Consider the following 18077-nt stretch of genomic DNA (forward strand, 5'->3'; position numbering starts at 1 on the left):
CGGGATGGTCAGGCGCGAAGGCCAGCAACGAAAAACGGATGATCCCCAAAATCGTCCCGACGCACAGAGCGGCAAAAAATGATTCGAACAAAGTCATGTCTCATCTCCTTCTTTAATACGCCATATTTGCCCTGACTTCTGGGCAGAAATGTGGCGGGATTGTCGGTCAATCTGAGACAATCCGAGACTTATCAAGGAATTACGCGGCTCAAAACCGGGTTTTGCGCCTGTCGATCCCCATCCGCGCGTCATGGGCCCGGAATCCGGGCCTCAATTGAGTCGCAAATTGGGCCCGATTCCCCATCCTCAGTGAAAATCGCGGGATTTCGGAATGACGCGGACGTCCCGGGGATGGCGCGCGGTGTGGTCGGGGATCGGCCGCACGACCTCGTCCGCGCGGGCCAGGGCGGGGGACAGCTGATCTTCGGACAGGCGCAGAAGGGCATCGTTGCGATCCACGATCTCGTGGGCCACGACGTGGATGACGGCGTCGTCGAACTGCACGTGCCCATGCACCGCCATCAGGCGCGATCCCATGATCTGTTTGCGGAACCGGGCGAAGAGATCGGGCCAGATCACCACGTTGATCACCCCGGTCTCGTCCTCCAGCGTGGTGAAACAGACGCCCTTGGCACTGCCGGGTTTCTGCCGGATCAGGACAAGCCCCGCGACCGAGACCTTCTGGTTGAACCGCAGCGACCGCAGATCGGCGGCGGCGGTATAGCCGCCCTTGTTCATCGCGCGGCGCATGAAGGACATGGGATGCGCCTTCAGCGACAGGCGGGCGGTCTGGTAGTCGGTGACCACATGTTCGGCCAGGGGCATCGCGGGCAGCAGGTGTTCCGGCTCGGGTCCGACGTCCGGAGTGTCGTCATGGGTGAACAGCGGCAGGTCCGGCCCCGACCGGATCGCCTTGGCATCCCAGAGCGCCTGCCGCCGATCCTGCCCGCAGGACCGGAAGGCATCGGCGGAGGCCAGCATCTCCACCGCCCGCTTTGAGATGCGGGTCCGGCGGCGCAGATCCTCGACATTGGCAAAGGGCGTCCTGCGGGCGGCGATGATGCGCGCCGCATCCTCCTGCTTGAAGCCCGACAACTGGCGCAGCCCGAGACGCAGGGCGTGCCTGCCGACCCCGACCGGCTCCAACGTGTTGTCCCATTCGCTGAAGTTCACGTCGATCGCACGCACCTCCACCCCGGACCGGCGGGCCATGTCCACGATCTGCGCGGGGGCATAGAACCCCATGGGCTGCGAATTGAGCAGGGCGCAGGCGAAGACGTCCGGGTGGTGGCATTTCAGATAGCTCGACACATAGACCAGATGGGCGAAACTGGCGGCGTGGCTTTCGGGAAAGCCGTATTCGCCGAACCCCTCGATCTGGCTGAAACAGCGGGTCGCGAACTCCGGATCATAGCCCCGCGCGACCATCCGTTCGACCATGCGTGCCTTCAGATCGCTGACCTTGCCCTTGGCGCGGAAGGTGGCCATCGCCTTGCGCAGCTGGTTGGCCTCGGCTCCGGTGAACTCGGCGGCGACGATGGCAAGTTTCATCGCCTGCTCCTGAAAGATCGGCACGCCCAGCGTCCGCTCCAGAATGCGCTTCAACTCGTCCGGGTCGTGTTCGGGGCCTGGGGTGGGATATTCCACCACCTCCCGCCCGCGCCTGCGCTTGAGATAGGGGTGGACCATGTCGCCCTGGATCGGGCCGGGCCGGACGATGGCGACCTGAATGACGAGGTCATAGAAACGCTCCGGCCTGAGCTTGGGCAGCATGGCCATCTGCGCCCGGCTTTCCACCTGAAACACGCCCAGCGAGTCGCCCCGCTGCAACATCTCATAGGTGGGCCTGTCGCCTTCCTTGACCGTGGCAAGGGTCATGTCCTGTCGGTAATGCGCCCGCAGCAGGTCGAAACACTTGCGGATGCAGGTCAGCATGCCGAGCGCCAGCACATCCATCTTGAAGATGCCCAAAACCTCGATGTCGTCCTTGTCCCATTCGATGAAGCTGCGGTCCGGCATGGCGCCGTTGCCGATGGGCACCGTCTCGACAAGGGGGAATTCGGTCAGGACGAACCCGCCCACATGCTGACCCAGGTGGCGCGGCATCCCGATCAGCATGTCGGCCAGCCTGATCGCCTGCCGCACCACGGGGTCGCGCAGATTGACGCCCGATTCCTCCAGATGCATGTCCTTGGCGGAGCGGCCCCAGGACCCCCAGACCGTCTTGGCCATTGCGGCGGTCACATCCTCGGACAGACCCAGAACCTTGCCGACCTCGCGGATCGCCATGCGCGGACGATAGTGGATCACCGTCGCGCAAAGCCCGGCATGGGCGCGGCCATAGCGGTTGTAGATGTGCTGGATCACCTCTTCGCGGCGCTCATGCTCGAAATCGACGTCGATGTCGGGCGGCTCGTTGCGCTCGTCGCTCAGGAAGCGTTCGAACAGGAGGTCATGCTGCGCCGGATCGACCGAGGTGATGCCGAGGCAGAAACAGACCGCCGAATTGGCCGCCGACCCCCGGCCCTGACACAGGATGCCCGCGCCGCGCCCGAAGGCAACGATCTCATGGATGGTGATGAAGTAGCGCGCCAACTCCTTGCGGGCGATGAAGGGCAGTTCCATCTCGATCGCCCCGCGCACCCGGTCGGGCACCCCGTCCGGATAACGCCGCCGCGCGCCCTCTTCGGTCAGGATGCGCAGGTGTTCGTCGGGGGTGCGTCCCTCGGGGACGTCATCCTCGGGGTATTCGTATTTCAATTCGGTCAGCGCGAAGGTGATCTGGTCGGCGATCGCGCGGCTTTCGGCAATCGCATGGGGCCAGCGGGCGAACAGGCGGACCATCTCGGCGGGGGATTTGAGGTGGCGTTCGGCGTTGGCGTGCAGGCGATACCCGGCCTCGGCGATCTTCACCTTTTCGCGGATGCAGGTCAGCACGTCCTGGAGGGGACGGCGATCAGGGGCATGGTAGTGCACGTCATTGGTCGCCAGCAGGCGCAACCCCTGCGCGCGTGCCAGACGGTCCAGCCGCTCGATCCGGGCGTGGTCATCCCCACGGTAAAGGTGGCTGGCGGCGATATGGGAGAGCGACGGCAGACGCCTGAGCAGTTGCGGCAGGCGGGTCTCGAAGGCGTCCAGATCCTCACCGGGAAGGGCGATGAGGATCACGCCTTCCTGCCGGTCGGCCAGATCGTTCAGGCTCAGATCGCAGCGCCCCTTTTCCTGCCATTCGCCATCCAACCCCTGCATCCGGCCCTTGGAAATCAGCGCCGTCAGCCGCCCGTAGGCCGCCCGGTCGCGCGGATAGGCCAGGAAGGACTGGCCATCGACCAGCACGATGCGCGTTCCGATCAGGGGGCGAAGCCTGGCGGTGGTGGATTCCGCATGCAGGCGGACGACACCGGCCATCGAATTGCGGTCCGCCACGCCAAGCGCATGATACCCGAGACGGTGAGCGGTGGCGACTAGGTCGACCGGTTCGGACGCGCCGTGCAGGAAGGAGAAACAGGTGGTCAGGCCCAGTTCGATGAAGGGGGCGGGCGGATTGGGGGTGAATCCTTCCGTGGTGTCCAATCGGCGCCGGTCGGGTGTCAGGGGTTGGTCAGGCATGGCAGCGTGGCGTCAGGTCGGAGAGGCTGGGGCGCTGCCCCAGACCCCGGAGTATTTCCGAAGCAGAGAAGGGAAAACAGCCCCGTCCATCAGGCGAACATACCATGGAGGAACCAGTCGGGATCGCCGCCGCGCCCGTCTTCGGCCAGACCTTCGCGGAAGAGCCAGTAACGGGCGCCTTCCTCTACCTCGACCTTGTAGTAATCGCGCAGGCGGGTTCCGGGCCGAACGCGCCACCATTCGGGGGCGATGCGTTCGGGCCCCTGGTGGCGTTTGATCAGATAGGGCTTTCGGCGCCATTTGAAGCGCACGGGCGGGCCTTCGGGAACGGCATAGAGCACTTCGATGGGTTCGGGCGTGCGCAGCAGACGGACGGGACGGTCGCGGCGCGGGGCGACCATGCCCCCACCACCCAGCCCGCCGGGGGCCAGAAGATCGGCGCGCCGCCCCGCAAGGCGATCCATCGCCGGGGTCCAGTTTTCCGCCCGCTCGGGCAGATGGCTGTCGCGCGGATCAGGCAGGCAGACCGCATCGGGCCCAAGCCGGGCAGAGAGCCGGTCGACGAGGGTTGCGACGGCGACATCCGTCTCGACATCGCCGTCCAGGCGGACCTGCGCGGCGGCAAGCGGTTCGGGACGAAGGGCCGACAGGCTGAGGGTGTCGAAGCCGAACCCGGCGTCCAGATGTTCGAAGTGCCGCCCCAGAAGCCGTTGCAGATGGGCGGGGTCGCGATTGGACTGGGCGCAGCCGACCTCGACCCGGGTCGCGTGCCCGTCCATGCGGAACAGATCGAGCCGCAGCCCGCGCAATCCCTGACCCTCTGCGGCAAGGTCGGCGCAAAGGCGGCCCAGAAGCGCGGGCAGCAGGGGTTGCGGGTCCATCACCGGTTCGGCCAGACGCTGCACCACGCAGAACCGGCGGGCCGGCGCCGGGCTGACCACGGGTTCAGGCAGGGTGCCCAGCATCTGATCCAGCCGCCGCAGCGGGGTCATCAGGGTCTTGCCATCGCGCCCGAAACGCCGCTCCAGCGTGGCGCGCGGGATCAGCATCAGATCGGCGATCCGCTTGAGCCCCAGACGGCGCAACACCAGAAGCGTCGCCCCGTCCAGACGCAGCGCCGCGATCGGCAGCATCGCAAGCCGTGCCTTGAGCGCCTGGGGGCCGCAGACCTCTCGCGGGCCACCATATCGCGCCAGAGCCCAGGCCGCGCCATGGGTGGGGGCGACGGCCAGCCGCACAGGCTGACCCAAGGCGGCCAGCCGCGCCTCCATATCGGCCAGCATCGCGGCCTCGCCCCCCCAGAGATGATCCGAACCGGTCGTGTCGAGCACCAGGCCATCGGCCCCGTCCCCCGCCGACCAGGGGCACCAGCGGCGCATCCAATGGGTCAGCCGTCCAAGGGCCTGCGCATCCCCGGCCAGATCGGCGGGAACGACCTGCAGGTCGGGACAGAGGGCACGGGCATCCACCACGCGGGTTCCCTGAACGATCCCCTCGGCCTGCGCGGCGTCGTTGATGCCGTGGATCACCGGACCATGCGGGCCATCGATCGCCAGAACCAGCGGGGACATCAGATCGGGGCCTGTCTCAGCCTCCTCCCACGGCGCGGGATCCGGAGCCGGGCGCATCGCCTGCACCCGCTCCCACCGGGCGATCGGAAACCGCGGAAACCAGAGAGAGACGATGCGCCGACCGGTCATGGCTGGCCACCCATTTGCCCGGCGACGAGCTGCGCGACCGGAACAATTCGGCCCACCAGCAGGCCTGCCCCGGGGCGCGCGCATCCCAGAGGTTGGGGCGCGACGGCGCCGAAGCCACCCGCCAGCGATCGGGGGCGACCGACAGATCGGCGGCCCCGTCCAACCGCATGAGCCAGAGCGGAACCCCGGTGCGCCGCGCCCGCAGGGCAAGACGCTTGGTCGCAGTGAAGTCGAGCGCCCGGGGATTTCCCCAGACCTCGCCCACGACGGCGGACAGCGCTGTGCATTCCAGTCCCTCCTCCATCGCCCAGAGCGCATCGACCGCATTGCGCGCGGTGATGCGCAGAACAGGCATCCTCAGACCCAACGACTCGATCCCGTGCAGGCAGGGCAGCCCGTTTTCCTGTGCCGAACGCATGTCCTGCACCCAGAGAACCGGCTTGCCCCCCGCCCCTTGCCGCCCCAGCACCGCATCGAGCTGGGCCAGAAGCAGACCTGTCCCGGCCCCGTCCCGTGCAGTCGAGAAAGCTTCGGTGAAGACAGGATGCGGGGTCGGCGACATGGGGCAGGACCACCGGGAATCGATCAGTGTTCCTGTTATGTTCTAGTTTTGAGTCGAATTTGTCGAGTCCCCTTTCGCGCCATCTGGCGCAAAGATCAGGGCGTCAGACAGTCCGCGAGGGAATTGCCCAGGTTTTCCAACAACATCGGATAAAGGGTCGGACCCGAGGCCAGGGATGACCCAAGCGGATCCAGCACGCCGGAGCGGGCGGGCGTTCCGTCGACCAGGGTTTCGACCAGCGCCGTGTCGAACTGCGGCTCGGAAAAGACCCAGACCGCCTCGGAGGAGACGACCCTGTCGCGCAACTCCGACAAGCGGGCGGCAGAAGGGCGCACAGCGTCGCTCAGTGAAATCGCGCCCAGTCCGGGCAGGTCGAAGGCCGCTTGAAAATGGCCATAGGCGTCATGGAAAACGATGTGTCCTCGACCCTGGACCGGCGCGAGACGGGCCTCGAGCTGCTGAACCAGAAAATCGATTTCGGCTTCGGCCGCATGGGCATTCGCATCGTAGATGACGGCATTGTCCGGGTCGACCTGCGACAGGGTTTCGGCAATCGCCGCAAGCCAGAGCTTGCCGTTTTCAAGGTCGAGCCAGCCGTGCGGATCGCCCTTGCCATACCCATGATCGTGGTCATGGTCGTCGCCGTCGTCATCGTCCCCAGATACGACAGGGAAATTCGTGCCCTCGATATCCAGCAGCTCGACGGTCACCGCATCCTCGGCCAGGTTTTCCACGGCGGTCTTCAACCAGGAGGTGAGCCCCTCGCCGACCCCGGTCCGGCGGCTGGTTCTGGAAATCCTGCTGGCGCGACACAGGGCGCTCGGGAAAATCGACGTTGCTGCGCGCGCTTCTGGGGGCGATCCGGACGGCAACGGGCTCTGCCGGCCTGAAGGTGAGCCACGAATTGCATATGGTGATGGCCGCGTCGGATCGGGTGATCTGCCTCAACGGACATGTCTGCTGCGAGGGGCACCCGGAACATGTGACCTCTGCCCCCGAATACCGGGCCTTGATCGGAACGGGCACCCAAGGGCCCTCGCGCTCTATCGTCACGAACACAGTCACGATCATCACGACCATTACCACGACGCAAAGACCGGCGCGTGACCATCCTCGACAATTCCTGATCCGGGCGGCGCTTGCCGGTCTTGGGGTGGCCCTTGTGGCCCTGTCCTTCCTTCCGGGCGTGCGCGTCGACCTGACCAGCTATCTGTTCGGCGATATCCGTGCGGTCGGCCGCATCGACTTCCTGGTGATCTGGGGCGGCGCCGCCATCGTGCTCGCCCTGCTGGCCTGGCGGTGGTCTCGTTTGCTGACGGCCACGCTTGGCCCCGACGTCGCCCATGCGGCGGGTATCGATCCGCGGCGCAAAAAACTGGTCCTGACCATCGCCCTGGCACTTGTGGTCGCGGTCGCGATCAAGGTCGTCGGTGCCCTTCTGATCGGCGCCTTGCTCCTGATCCCGGCGGCAACGGCCCGGCACCTGTCACCGACACCCGAGGCAATGGCCTGTCTGGCCGCGACCATCGGCGCGGCGGCGGCCCTTGGCGGCATCTGGATGTCCTGTCCCTTCGACACCCCCACCGGTCCCAGCATTGTTTGCATTGCGGCCCTTCTGTTTGCCGGGTCACTTGTGATTGGATCGCGGCACCGCTGAACACCCGAGGGACCCATGGCACAGACGACCCACGACGCGACCGAAGATACGCGCAATCGCGACATCAAGATCTATGTGAACGGCGAACTGCTGCACCGGGACGACGCCAAGGTCTCGGTCTATGACAGCGGCTTCCTGCTGGGTGACGGCATGTGGGAGGGGATGCGGCTCTATGACGGAGTCTGGGCATTCTTCGACGAGCACATGGACCGGTTCTTCGAATCCTGCAAAGCCGTGTCTCTGGATATCGGCATGGACCGGGCCGGGATACTGGATGCGCTGAACCGGACGGCGGCGGCAAACGGGATGGTGACGGATGTGCATTGCCGCCTGATGCTGACACGCGGCGTCAAGGTGAAGCCGTTCCAGCACCCCTCGCTCAGCCGGTCCGGCCCCACGTTCGTCATCATCATGGAGCATTCAAAGCCCGTCGACGCGCTGCAATCGCGGGGCATCCGCCTTGCGACGGTGCCGCAGGTCCGCGGCCTGCCCATGAGCCAGGACGCGAAATACAACAGCCATTCCAAGCTCAATTGCGTCATCGCCTGCCTTCAGGCCGAGCAGGCCGGGGCGGACGAGGCCCTGATGCTCGACCCGCATGGCTTCGTGAACACGACCAACGCCTGCAATTTCTTCATCGTCCGCAAGGGCGAGGTTTGGACCTCGACCGGCGACTATTGCATGAACGGCGTCACCCGGCAGAAGGTCATCGACCTGTGCCACGCCAATGACATCGTCGTCCGGGAACGCAATTTCTCGCTCTTTGACACCTATGGAGCGGACGAAGCCTTCCTGACCGGCACATTTGGGGCCCAGACCCCCGTGGCGGAGATCGACGGCAAGCCCATCGGAACCGGCGACCGCCCTGTCACCGCCCTCTTGCGGGAGAGGTATCGCGCGCTTGTCGCGGATCATGTGCGACAGCGTCAGTGAAATACTGCCCTGCGGGGGAACGAACCTTTTGTGTTCTGAGATTACGCCATGCGGGCAGCGGGTGACCGCCCGCCAGCAACAGGACCCTTGAACCGAGGCCGCCAAGCATCAAATCACGAGGTCACTGCAGTTCGAATGGATATCAAATGTTTGCTGTTGAAGTACGTGACCACGTCATGATCGCACATTCCCTGCCCTCGCCGGTGTTCGGTCCGGCGCAGGGAATGCACGGGGCCACCTTCGTTGTCGATGCGGCCTTCTACACCGAGGATCTGGATGAAAACGGGCTGGTCGTGGACATGGGCCTCGCCACGAATGCGCTGGCCGAAGCCCTTGAACCGCTCCGATATTCCAACCTGGACGATGTGCCCGCCTTCGCAGGCAAGATCACCACGACCGAATTCCTGTGTCACCACATCTGGTCCCTGCTGCGCGATGCCGCCAAGACAACCGGTCTGGGCGACGGCGGTCGGCTGCGCCGCATCCGGGTCATGCTCCACGAAAGCCATGTGGCGCGCGGCTGGTACGAAGCAGACATCTGACGTGGCCTTCACAGCCGATTGGTTGGCCTTGCGGGAGCCCGCAGACCTCGCCGCGCGGGACAGCACCCTTCTGACCCGCGCGGCCGAATGCGTCGCCTCAGGCAAAGTCGTTCTGGATCTGGGAAGCGGCACGGGGTCCACCCTGCGCGCGTTCGAGGCGCATGGGTTCACAGGCCTGTCGTGGCGTCTGTTCGATAACGACCCAGGCCTTCTTGACGTGGCGGGCAAGCGGCATCCGGGCGCCGAACGGGTAACCGGGGATCTGGGCGATCTGGGTGCGCTCCCCCTGGGTGGCGTGGGCCTCGTCACGGCGTCGGCCTTGCTCGACCTGATGCCGCTGGATTGGGTCACCGACCTGGCGGCACGGCTCGATACCGCCGGCATCCCCTTCTACGCCGCGCTGAACTATGACGGCATCATGCATTGGGAGCCGGTGCTTCCGACCGACACGGATGTCACGACCCATTTCAATATGCACCAACGCGGCGACAAGGGCATCGGGGCGGCGCTCGGTCCCTCGTCAGGCGAAACATGCCGAAGGGTGTTTGGGGAACGCGGCTTTGACGTGACGACCGCCGACAGCCCATGGATCATCGACCCGGATCGGGCTCCCCTTCACGAGGCGCTGCTGCAAGGGATCGCCGGTGCCGCCGACGAGGCGGGTTGTGCGGTTGCCACGGACTGGTGCGCCGCCCGCATTGGCGCACTGCACGACAGTCGGGGGGTGATCGGGCACACCGACCTTCTGGCGATCCCGCGCGGAACCTCCGCATGACATTGCGAGTTTGCGATCTAGGTACACGGATAGTCAGCTGCGTGCGAAGCGTCACACAGCTTATGCGAAATGGCCCCCGTGGGAGAATGCAATGCAGCTTGTCGATGTGACGCCACGCGTGTGGAGCAGGCTCCTTGCCGCAGGTGCGGGCAAGGCCTGCCTGTGCTGTGGCGACTGGACGGCAGGCGAGCGTCAGTCTCTGGCACTCTACGGACCGCTGGCCCAGCCTTCGGGTGGCACAATGGTTGTGGGGCAGATCGGTCAGTCGCTGGACGGGCGGATCGCCACGCAATCGGGCGACGCCCAGGATGTTTCGGGCCCGGACGGCCTTGCGCATCTGCACCGGTTGCGGGCGCTGTGCGACGCCGTTGTCATAGGGGTCAACACCGCGCTCCACGATAACCCACGTCTGACCGTGCGACTGGCCGACGGACAAAATCCGGCCCGCGTGGTGATCGACCCCAAGGGTCGCCTGCCCTGGGACACGGGCCTGCTGCACGACGAAACCGCCCGATGCATTGTCATCCAGACCGTGGACGTGCCCCGTCCGGACGGGGTCGAGGTGATCCGCCTGCCCCAGACGGACTGGCTTTCGCCGCAGGACATCGTCGCCGCGCTCAGGGAGCAGGGGTTCAATCGGCTCTTGATCGAAGGCGGTGGCGTGACCATCGCGCGCTTTCTCGAGGCTGACATGCTGAACCGCCTGCACGTGGCCATCGCGCCGCTGCTGATCGGTGCGGGTCCCCAGGGCCTGACCACCAGTCCCGTGGCAACCCTGGCGCAGGCGCGCAGGCCCAGTACACAGGCCTATGGTCTCGGCTCGGATGTGGTGTTCGATTGCAGTCTCAGTCCCGGAGCCGCCCGGTCTCCGGTCTGCAACGCGGCGCTCGAAACAGCCGGCGAATAGCGCCACCAGGGCTTGCCGCCTTCCGGCGGTGCCTCCCCCGAGATGATGACCCTTGCGAGGACTTCAAACATGCCATCACCCGCCAACGCCCTCGCGCCCACGCCCGCAGAGCGGCTGACCCGCATCCGCAGCGATCTGCGTATGGGCCTTCCGTGCCTGATCACACGGGGTACGCACCGGGCGATCCTCGTAGCCGTCGAGACCGTGTCACCGGAACGCTACGCCGGTCTGCATGCCCTGTGCGGCGCGCCAGAACTTGTCCTTGCGTCGAACCGGGCACGCGCCATCATGTCCGCCGCAGCCTCTGCCGATCTTGCGCATGAGCCGGTTCGCATCCGCCCGCCCGACGGCGCGGACATCGACTGGTTCCGCACGCTGAGCGATACGGCTTTCGACCAACAGGCCAACGCCCGGGGGCCGCTTCATGTGTTGCGCGACGGCGATCACGCTTTGGCGTCCTTTGCGCTGACGCTGGTGAAATCTGCAGAACTTCTGCCCTCGGCAGTCCTTTTCGCGGTTGCAGACGAGACCGTGCTGCCGGCCGAGCTTTCGCTGGCCTGCCTCGATGTGGCGGAAGGTGCCGCACTCGTCGCGGCACAGCCGACGCTTCATCCGGTCGCCGCCTCCGCCTTCCCGCTTCAGGCCGCAGACCGGGGGAGCCTTCACGTCTTTCGCGATCCGACCGGCAGATACGAGCACTACGCGCTGGAAATCGGCGACCCGGACCGCAGCCAGCCTGTCCTGTCCCGATTGCATTCCGCCTGCTTTACCGGAGACGTGCTGGGCAGCCTCAAATGCGACTGCGGCCCGCAGCTTCAGGCCGCACTGGCGCAGATGGGGTCGGAGGGCGCAGGCGTGCTGCTCTATCTCAACCAGGAGGGTCGCGGGATCGGGTTGGCCAACAAGATGCGCGTCTACGATCTGCAATTGCAGGGCTTTGACACGGTCGAGGCGAACCATCGGCTTGGTTTCGAGGATGACGAACGCGATTTCCGCGTCGCCGCCGAGATGTTGCGCAGGCTCGGCTTCAGCGCCGCGCGCCTGCTGACCAACAACCCGAAAAAGACCGAAGTGTTTGAGATGCAGGGCATCGCAATCACCGAGCAGTTGCCGCTTCGCGTCGGAAGAAACATTCACAACAGCGGCTACCTCTCCGTCAAGGCGCTTAAATCCGGACATGCGCTTTGACAGGGGAAACACGCGCCGCGCAGGCGCTCTGGATCGCCGCGCCGAAGCAGGCAGAATTGCGCGACGTCCAGTTTGACGTGCCGGACGGCCACGTCGTGATCGACACAATGTTCACCGGCATCAGTCGCGGCACGGAGCGCCTGGTATTCGAGGGTCGGGTCCCCGAAAGCGAGAACCAGACCATGCGCGCACCGTTTCAGGAGGGCGAATTTCCCGGCCCGGTGAAATACGGATACGCCGGCGTCGGGCGGATTGCGCAGAGCGATGACATCGTCTTTGCGCTCTTTCCGCATCAGACAGCTTTCGCCATTCCGCCCGAAGCCGCCGTCCCCGTCCCGCCGACTGTTCCGGCCGAACGTGCGGTGCTGGCGGCGAACATGGAAACGGCGCTCAACATCCTGTGGGATGCGGGCGTCCAGCCCGGTGACCGGGTGGCCATCGTCGGCTCCGGCGTCGTCGGGGCTCTGGTCGGCTACCTCTCTGCGCGGATCCCGGGAACCGAGGTGTGCCTGATCGACATAGTCCCGGGTCGCGCCGCGCTCGCCGATGCGCTCGGCTGCGACTTCGCAGAACCGCAGGCGGCCGGCGGCGATGCCGACGTGGTGATCCATGCCTCGGCCACAGCCGCGGGACTGGCTACCGCAATCTCTCTGGCTGGTCTCGAGGCCGCAATCGTCGAAGCGAGCTGGTACGGCACCGGCACCGTCGATGCACCTCTCGGCGGGCGTTTTCACCAGCGCCGCCTGCGCCTCGTCGGCTCGCAGGTCGGGCGCATCCCGCCCAGCCACGCCGCACGCTGGACCTATCGTCGCCGTCTGCAAAAGGCGCTCGACCTGTTGGCCGATCCGGCGCTCGATGTTCTGATTTCGGGCGAAACGCAGTTCACCGACCTCGTGCGTCGCTATGAAGGGATCCTGGCGGACCCGGCTACCTTGTGCCACCGCGTCCGGTTCGGGGGGTGACGTGACCCAGACCGTCGACGCCGTTCTCCCGGACACCGTCTCCGACAGGCTTCGCGTCATGGTCGACGCCGCGCATCGCGCGGGCGCCCTCCTGCTGGGTGCCGCGCAAGGCCGCCATACCCTGCGCATCGATGAAAAGACCGCAGGCGATTTCGTGTCCGACGCCGACCGCGCGGCCGAGGCGCTGATCGCCGATGATCTGGGCAACGCCTTTCCCGAATACGGCTGGCTGGGCGAGGAAAGCGGCCTGCGCCCTGCCAGTGCCGGGAACACCCTGACCTGGGTCGTCGACCCGCTCGACGGGACGACAAATTTTCTGAAGGGCCTGCCGCATTGGGCCGTGTCCATCGCCCTGTGCGATGGCGAAGACATCCTGTGTGCCGTGGTCCATGATCCGGCCAAGACCGAAACCTTCGTCGCCGAAAAGGGCCGTGGCGCATATCTCAACGGCAGGCCCATCGCCGTCTCGGAGGGTATTTCGCTTCAGGCAGCGCTCTTTGCCACCGGGGTGCCCGCGGGCGGGCGCGTCACCTATCTGAACGATTGCCTGGGCGATCTGGAACGCCTCATGCCGAAGACCGCCGGCATACGCCGTTGGGGGGCCGCCGCGCTCGACCTTGCCTATGTCGCTGCCGGTCGGATCGACGGATATTGGGAACGCAATCTCGGCCCCTGGGACGTGGCGGCCGGGATCCTGCTGGTCACCGAGGCTGGCGGCACCGTCAGCCGCTTGTGGCCCGGGCGAAGCGTCCTGTCCTGCGGATCGTTCATCGCAGCCAATGCAGCTCTCGGACCAGAGCTTGCTGCAATGATCGGCACGCGCGAGGAACACCATGACCGGGACTAGCACCGTCGCCTTCGCCGTACCCGGCGACATTCACGCGCTGACCGGCGGCTACATCTACGACTTCAAGCTGATGACTGCGCTTGCTGCCACCGGCCTTGACGTGCGGCACCTGGAATGGGGCGACAGCTTTCCCCATCCGACGCCGATGGATGCGGAACAGGCCATGGACCAGCTCCGAACGCTCGGGCCCGATCAGGCCGCGCTGATCGACGGTCTGGCCTACGGCGCGCTGGACACTGCTGAACTGAGCACCGTCACTGCAAGGCTGTTCGCGCTCGTCCACCATCCGCTGGCGCTTGAACCCGGTCTGGAGCCCGAAGTGGCCGACCGCATGGCCGCGCGGGAACGGGCCAACCTCGGCCTTGCGCGCCATATTTTCGTGACCAGCCCGCACACCGGCGACATGCTGCGTCGACATTACGGCGTCGCACCGGACCGGGTGACCGTGGTGAAGCCCGGATTCGGCCCGCCCAACGATACGCTAACCCAAAAGGCCGATCCCCCGCTCATCCTGTCGGTCGGACTGCTCGCCCGGCGCAAGGGTCACGATATCCTGCTCCGTGCGCTTGCCCGGATCGCCGACCTCGACTGGCAGGCAGATATCGTCGGGCGCGACCACGAGGCCGGGATGACGGCCACTCTCACCGCTCTGATCAGTGATCTGGGTCTGTCCAAGCGGGTCCGCCTGTCGGGAGAGGTCAGCGATCAGGCGCTTCATGAACGCTATGGCCGCGCCACCGTCTTCGCGCTCGCCACCCGGTACGAGGGTTATGGGATCGTCTTCGGAGAGGCGATGGGTCACGGTCTGCCGATCGTGACGACCCGTGCCGGGGCCGTTCCGGAAACTGTCGGCAGCGGGCCGGGCCTGCTGGTCGACCCCGACGATGCCGAAGCCTTTGCCGGTGCCCTGCGCCGGATGCTGACGGAGCCCGAGATGCGCAGCAAGTGTGCCCGCGCCAGTCTGCGCGCCGCGTCGGGCCTGACCAGCTGGGCCGAGTCAGCCGCCCTTGTGCGCGACACCATCATCCATATCGACGATCTGGCCCGCGGTCGCTGACGCCGCGGATTTCCTTGACCCCGACCGGGCGCGGAGCGGGACCAGAACCCCCGGAAGACAGGCAATCATCAGCGCAAGGCCATAGGCGGCCCCCGCCGCCACGCCCGCACTGGCCGATGCCCCGATAATCGGAAAGAGCGCGGCGGCAGCGCCTTCGCGCAGGCCCCAGCCACCCACCGACACCGGGATCATCATCGCCGTCAGGATCAGGGGGACGAGGATCAGCGCGGCCTCGCCTGCCATCGCTGTCCCCGTCGCCCGCGCGCAGGCCCAGAAGGCCACGATCATGAGCACCGCGATCGCCAGTGAAAGCGCGAGTTGCCACAGCACCACCGCAGGCGCCAGAAATGCCGCCTCGAGCGATGCCCGGAACTGCGCCACCGGACCGAGCCGTCGAAGGATCGGCCCGACGACGACCGCGATCAACACAAGGACGAGGCCGACCCAGAGCGCGCCTTGGACCAGCCAAGCGGGCCAATCGACACCCCCGGGCACAAGCGCCCAGGCAACCCCGAACGTCCCGATGGCCAGGACCCCGACCTGTCCGGCCAAACGCTCGATCATCACCGCATGGGCTGCACGGGTCAGATCGACCCCGCCGCGCGGCGTGCGCCATGCGCGCCCCGCATCGCCCAGCATGCCGCCCGGCAGACACAGGTTGACCAGTTGCGACAGATAGTATTCCCGCACCGCCCAACCAAACCCGAATGTCGCGCCGAGGCGCTGCGCCGTGAGCCTCCATCGCCACGCCATCAGAACCGTCACCAGCGTGAAGCACCCCACCGCCAGAGCCAACCAGCGCAGGTCCATCCCGCGCAAGCGTGCGTAGGCCTCGGGCGCGTCGACGATCCACGCCAGCCCCGCCAGTATGGCGAGCGACACGACAAGTCGCAGCGCATATCCGGCGTACCGCTTCACATCGCTTCTCGATCCGCCGCAGCCGTCGTGAAGGCGCGGATAAAGCGGTCGCGAAAGACCTCCATCGGCCAGACCGGCGTGTCCGCGCCGGGGACGAGCCCGTCGCGCCAGTTCCAATCCGATGCAAGCGCCACCAGATCCGGGGGCCCGATCAGATGCACGGCAACGTCGCGGCTGTCGATCCCGGCGACAAAGCCCGCCGGCTGGTGATCGCCCAGAATGATGAACAGCGGCTGATCCGCGCGCCGCGCGGCATAGGACATCGCCGCCTGCAGGGTGTAGTCGATGGCCTGGCGATATTGGTCGCGAACCCGATCACGGTCGCGCCAGACCACCGACGGCGGGTCACCCGACGTCGCCCATCGGTCGAATGCCGTCCCGTCGCCCACATCTTCCCAGTCGATCATTTCAGGCACCGGCACCCATGGGGCGTGGGATGAAATCAATGCGATCTGCAGGAAATCCGGGCGCGGATCAGGTGGCAGAAGCGCGTCGAAGGCCGACAGGGTGTATTGATCCGGCATCGTGATCCAGTTGAAAGGCGCGCCTGCGTAGTTCAGATCCGCCGCCGCCAGGATCGTGTCGAACCCCATGGTCAACCCTTCGGGCCAGGCCAGCGTAATCGCCGGCATCACCGCGGCCGTCCGAAACCCCGAGGTCTGGGCCAGATGAAACAGACTTTGCCGCCCCGATGCGAGCATCGCGCCATAGCGACCCTGATCCGAGGTCCGCAGACCCGACGCCAAGGTGCCATGCGCCAGCCAGCTTTGCCCCCCTGCGGTCGGCGAGTTCAGCCAACCGCTCTGCATCGCGTAACCCGCGTCGCTCAGGGCGACTTCGGCGTTGCGCAGGGTCGGCACATGGGTTTCGGAATAGAGCAGGTTGTCGAAGCTGGATCGTCCATAGCTTTCGATGAAGATCACGATGACATCTCGTCCGTCCACAGCATCGAACAGGCCGGTTCTGTCGGCGTAGGGATCCTGCGCCGCCGCCAGGCGAAATGCCCGCAGATCGCGCAAGACCGTGACGCTACGCTCCAGTTGCGCGCGCACCGTGCGAATGTTGGAGACCGCGCCCGGCGGATCGACCGCACCTTGCCAAAGTCGCAACGTCGGCCCGAAATCCGCCGTCATCAGGGCCAGGGCAGCGACCAGGCCGCCGCCCATCCAGGGCCGAAAGTGCGGTGCAAGATCGATCCGCAGCAGGCACATCAGCGCCCGATACAGGATCAGGCCAATGGCTGCGAAGGCGATGACGCTTGCGATCACGGCCACCACGGTCAGGGGCATCCCGATACTTCCCGACAGGACGTTCAGGCCCGCCTCGATCAGAAACATGTCGACAACAGGACTGAACCGCCGGTTGAGCGACGACAGCATCGCGATATCCGCCCCTTTCAACAGCAGCAGTACCAGGATCACCCCGGTCAGGATTCCGGCAATCGCCGACCGCCCGCGCCACTGCGGCGGCCAGAGGACGAGCGCCAGGATCAGGACGGGCCATTCCAGCGGAACCTGCGCGAAGAGGTCGCCCAGACCGCCCGGTTTGTCGGGCAACGCCAGCAGCAGGTACAAGACCCCCGCCGCCAACGCAGGTCGCGCCCATTGTCGCAAATCGGGTCGGATCATCGACGGGCCGCCAGATAGAGAACATCGCGTCCGAAAGACCACGTCAGCAGGCCCGCCGCGCCCAGAGAGATCACCTTGGCCAACAGCGGCGGCAGGCCCGGCAGAACCAGCACGCACAGCGCGCCGATCTGCAGCACGCAGACGACCTTGCGACCAAACCTTTCCGGAAGCGGGGCACGCAGCCAGGTCAACCAGATGCCGGCAAGCAGAAAGGCATAGCGGCTGAACCCGAGGATCAGGACCTCGATGCCGACACGCCCGGCCATCAGCAGGATCAGCGACAACATGCAGGCCAGCGCCGCGTCCACTTCCATGTCGAAACGTGCGCCGAACGCCGTCGACAGACCATTGCGACGGGCCAGCCATCCGTCCAACCCGTCCAGCGACAACGCCAGAACCGCAATGCCGAACACCGCATAGCCCATCTGCGTCAGCATCCCGGCCCGCAACAAAGCGACAGACAACACGCAGAGCAGGGCGAGGCGCAGAAACGTGATCGAATTGGGGGCCCCGAATGTGCGGTGCGGATATCCCAGCGGCCCCATTGCCCAGAGGGCGACAGCGCCGCTCAGCCCGAACAGGCCGGTTGCCAGAGCGGCGGCGAGTGACCCGCTCAGCGGGTCAAACGGACCGCTCAGGACGAAGACGAGACATCCGAGGATCAACCACAACACGCCGCCCTGCACTTGCGCACGGCTCACCGAAGGGCGCGGCATGCCCTGGGCTTTTGGGAGCGGGAGAATGTCGTTGGTCATGGAACGAACCTAGGCGGCGCATGATGATGTCAAGCGT

15 protein-coding genes and 2 pseudogenes are annotated in these 18077 nt (G+C 66.1%); 10 read left to right on the forward strand and 7 right to left on the reverse strand.

Annotated features, from left to right (window positions below):
• Positions 1 to 306: 306 nt before the first annotated feature.
• The 4 genes from BM002_RS10670 to BM002_RS10685 all read right to left on the reverse strand — a co-directional run bounded on the left by BM002_RS10670 (position 307) and on the right by BM002_RS10685 (position 6743).
• Entirely contained in the window at positions 307 to 3609 is a 3303-nt protein-coding gene (locus tag BM002_RS10670) for an error-prone DNA polymerase (RefSeq protein ID WP_092780244.1), read from the reverse strand.
• Positions 3610 to 3698: 89 nt separating this feature from the next.
• Complete coding sequence (locus BM002_RS10675; protein ID WP_092780246.1) at positions 3699 to 5309, reverse strand: Y-family DNA polymerase; 1611 nt, start codon at positions 5307 to 5309, stop codon at positions 3699 to 3701.
• Positions 5197 to 5871: an ImuA family protein gene (locus BM002_RS10680; protein ID WP_092780248.1), complete on the reverse strand. Its 675-nt coding sequence runs from the start codon at positions 5869 to 5871 to the stop codon at positions 5197 to 5199. Before BM002_RS10680 ends, BM002_RS10675 begins: the two co-directional genes overlap by 113 nt.
• A gap of 95 nt (positions 5872 to 5966) precedes the next feature.
• Positions 5967 to 6743, reverse strand: coding sequence for a zinc ABC transporter substrate-binding protein (locus tag BM002_RS10685; RefSeq protein WP_281243823.1), 777 nt, complete (start codon positions 6741 to 6743; stop codon positions 5967 to 5969).
• On the opposite strand from BM002_RS10685, the pseudogene znuC reads away from it, so the two are divergent.
• From znuC to BM002_RS10730, 10 genes and pseudogenes are all read left to right on the forward strand, one after another.
• Positions 6734 to 6978: pseudogene (gene znuC, locus BM002_RS19715) on the forward strand (zinc ABC transporter ATP-binding protein ZnuC); the annotation flags it as partial. The gene BM002_RS10685 and the pseudogene znuC sit on opposite strands and share 10 nt — an antisense overlap.
• A 40-nt stretch (positions 6979 to 7018) precedes the next feature.
• Positions 7019 to 7528 (forward strand): annotated as a pseudogene (locus tag BM002_RS19720) (iron chelate uptake ABC transporter family permease subunit); the annotation flags it as partial.
• A 15-nt stretch (positions 7529 to 7543) separates the two neighbouring features.
• On the forward strand, positions 7544 to 8461 hold the full coding sequence (locus BM002_RS10695) for an aminotransferase class IV (protein WP_092780252.1): 918 nt from the start codon (positions 7544 to 7546) through the stop codon (positions 8459 to 8461).
• Between the two features lie 146 nt (positions 8462 to 8607).
• Positions 8608 to 9003 (forward strand): 6-pyruvoyl trahydropterin synthase family protein, encoded by a 396-nt coding sequence (locus tag BM002_RS10700; protein ID WP_092780254.1) that lies wholly within the window; start codon positions 8608 to 8610, stop codon positions 9001 to 9003.
• Between the two features lies 1 nt (position 9004).
• The gene (locus BM002_RS10705) at positions 9005 to 9778 is read left to right on the forward strand and encodes a class I SAM-dependent methyltransferase (RefSeq protein WP_092780256.1); all 774 of its coding nucleotides are present in this window, start codon (positions 9005 to 9007) and stop codon (positions 9776 to 9778) included.
• A gap of 91 nt (positions 9779 to 9869) precedes the next feature.
• A complete protein-coding gene (locus BM002_RS10710) occupies positions 9870 to 10685 on the forward strand; it encodes a RibD family protein (RefSeq protein WP_092780258.1) in 816 nt (271 codons plus the stop codon).
• Between the two features lie 69 nt (positions 10686 to 10754).
• Complete coding sequence (locus tag BM002_RS10715; protein WP_092780260.1) at positions 10755 to 11873, forward strand: GTP cyclohydrolase II; 1119 nt, start codon at positions 10755 to 10757, stop codon at positions 11871 to 11873.
• Positions 11870 to 12835 carry a zinc-dependent alcohol dehydrogenase gene (locus BM002_RS10720; RefSeq protein ID WP_092780262.1) on the forward strand — a complete coding sequence of 322 codons (966 nt, stop codon included), beginning with the start codon at positions 11870 to 11872 and terminating at the stop codon, positions 12833 to 12835. Before BM002_RS10715 ends, BM002_RS10720 begins: the two co-directional genes overlap by 4 nt.
• A 58-nt stretch (positions 12836 to 12893) precedes the next feature.
• On the forward strand, positions 12894 to 13682 hold the full coding sequence (locus BM002_RS10725; RefSeq protein WP_425431855.1) for an inositol monophosphatase family protein: 789 nt from the start codon (positions 12894 to 12896) through the stop codon (positions 13680 to 13682).
• Positions 13669 to 14739, forward strand: coding sequence for a glycosyltransferase family 4 protein (locus tag BM002_RS10730; RefSeq protein ID WP_092780266.1), 1071 nt, complete (start codon positions 13669 to 13671; stop codon positions 14737 to 14739). The genes BM002_RS10725 and BM002_RS10730 overlap by 14 nt, the downstream gene beginning before the upstream one ends.
• Here the strand turns inward: BM002_RS10730 and BM002_RS10735 are convergent.
• The 3 genes from BM002_RS10735 to BM002_RS10745 are packed head-to-tail and all read right to left on the reverse strand — an operon-like array spanning position 14680 to position 18040.
• Positions 14680 to 15657 carry a lysylphosphatidylglycerol synthase transmembrane domain-containing protein gene (locus BM002_RS10735; protein ID WP_092780268.1) on the reverse strand — a complete coding sequence of 326 codons (978 nt, stop codon included), beginning with the start codon at positions 15655 to 15657 and terminating at the stop codon, positions 14680 to 14682. The genes BM002_RS10730 and BM002_RS10735 overlap by 60 nt on opposite strands.
• Positions 15654 to 17285 (reverse strand): sulfatase-like hydrolase/transferase, encoded by a 1632-nt coding sequence (locus tag BM002_RS10740; RefSeq protein WP_092780270.1) that lies wholly within the window; start codon positions 17283 to 17285, stop codon positions 15654 to 15656. Before BM002_RS10740 ends, BM002_RS10735 begins: the two co-directional genes overlap by 4 nt.
• Positions 17282 to 18040, reverse strand: a complete 759-nt coding sequence (locus BM002_RS10745) for a CDP-alcohol phosphatidyltransferase family protein (RefSeq protein ID WP_245749212.1) — start codon at positions 18038 to 18040, stop codon at positions 17282 to 17284. Before BM002_RS10745 ends, BM002_RS10740 begins: the two co-directional genes overlap by 4 nt.
• Positions 18041 to 18077 lie beyond the last annotated feature (37 nt).

The sequence above is a fragment of the Jannaschia pohangensis genome (assembly GCF_900113875.1).
Lineage (GTDB): Bacteria > Pseudomonadota > Alphaproteobacteria > Rhodobacterales > Rhodobacteraceae > Jannaschia > Jannaschia pohangensis.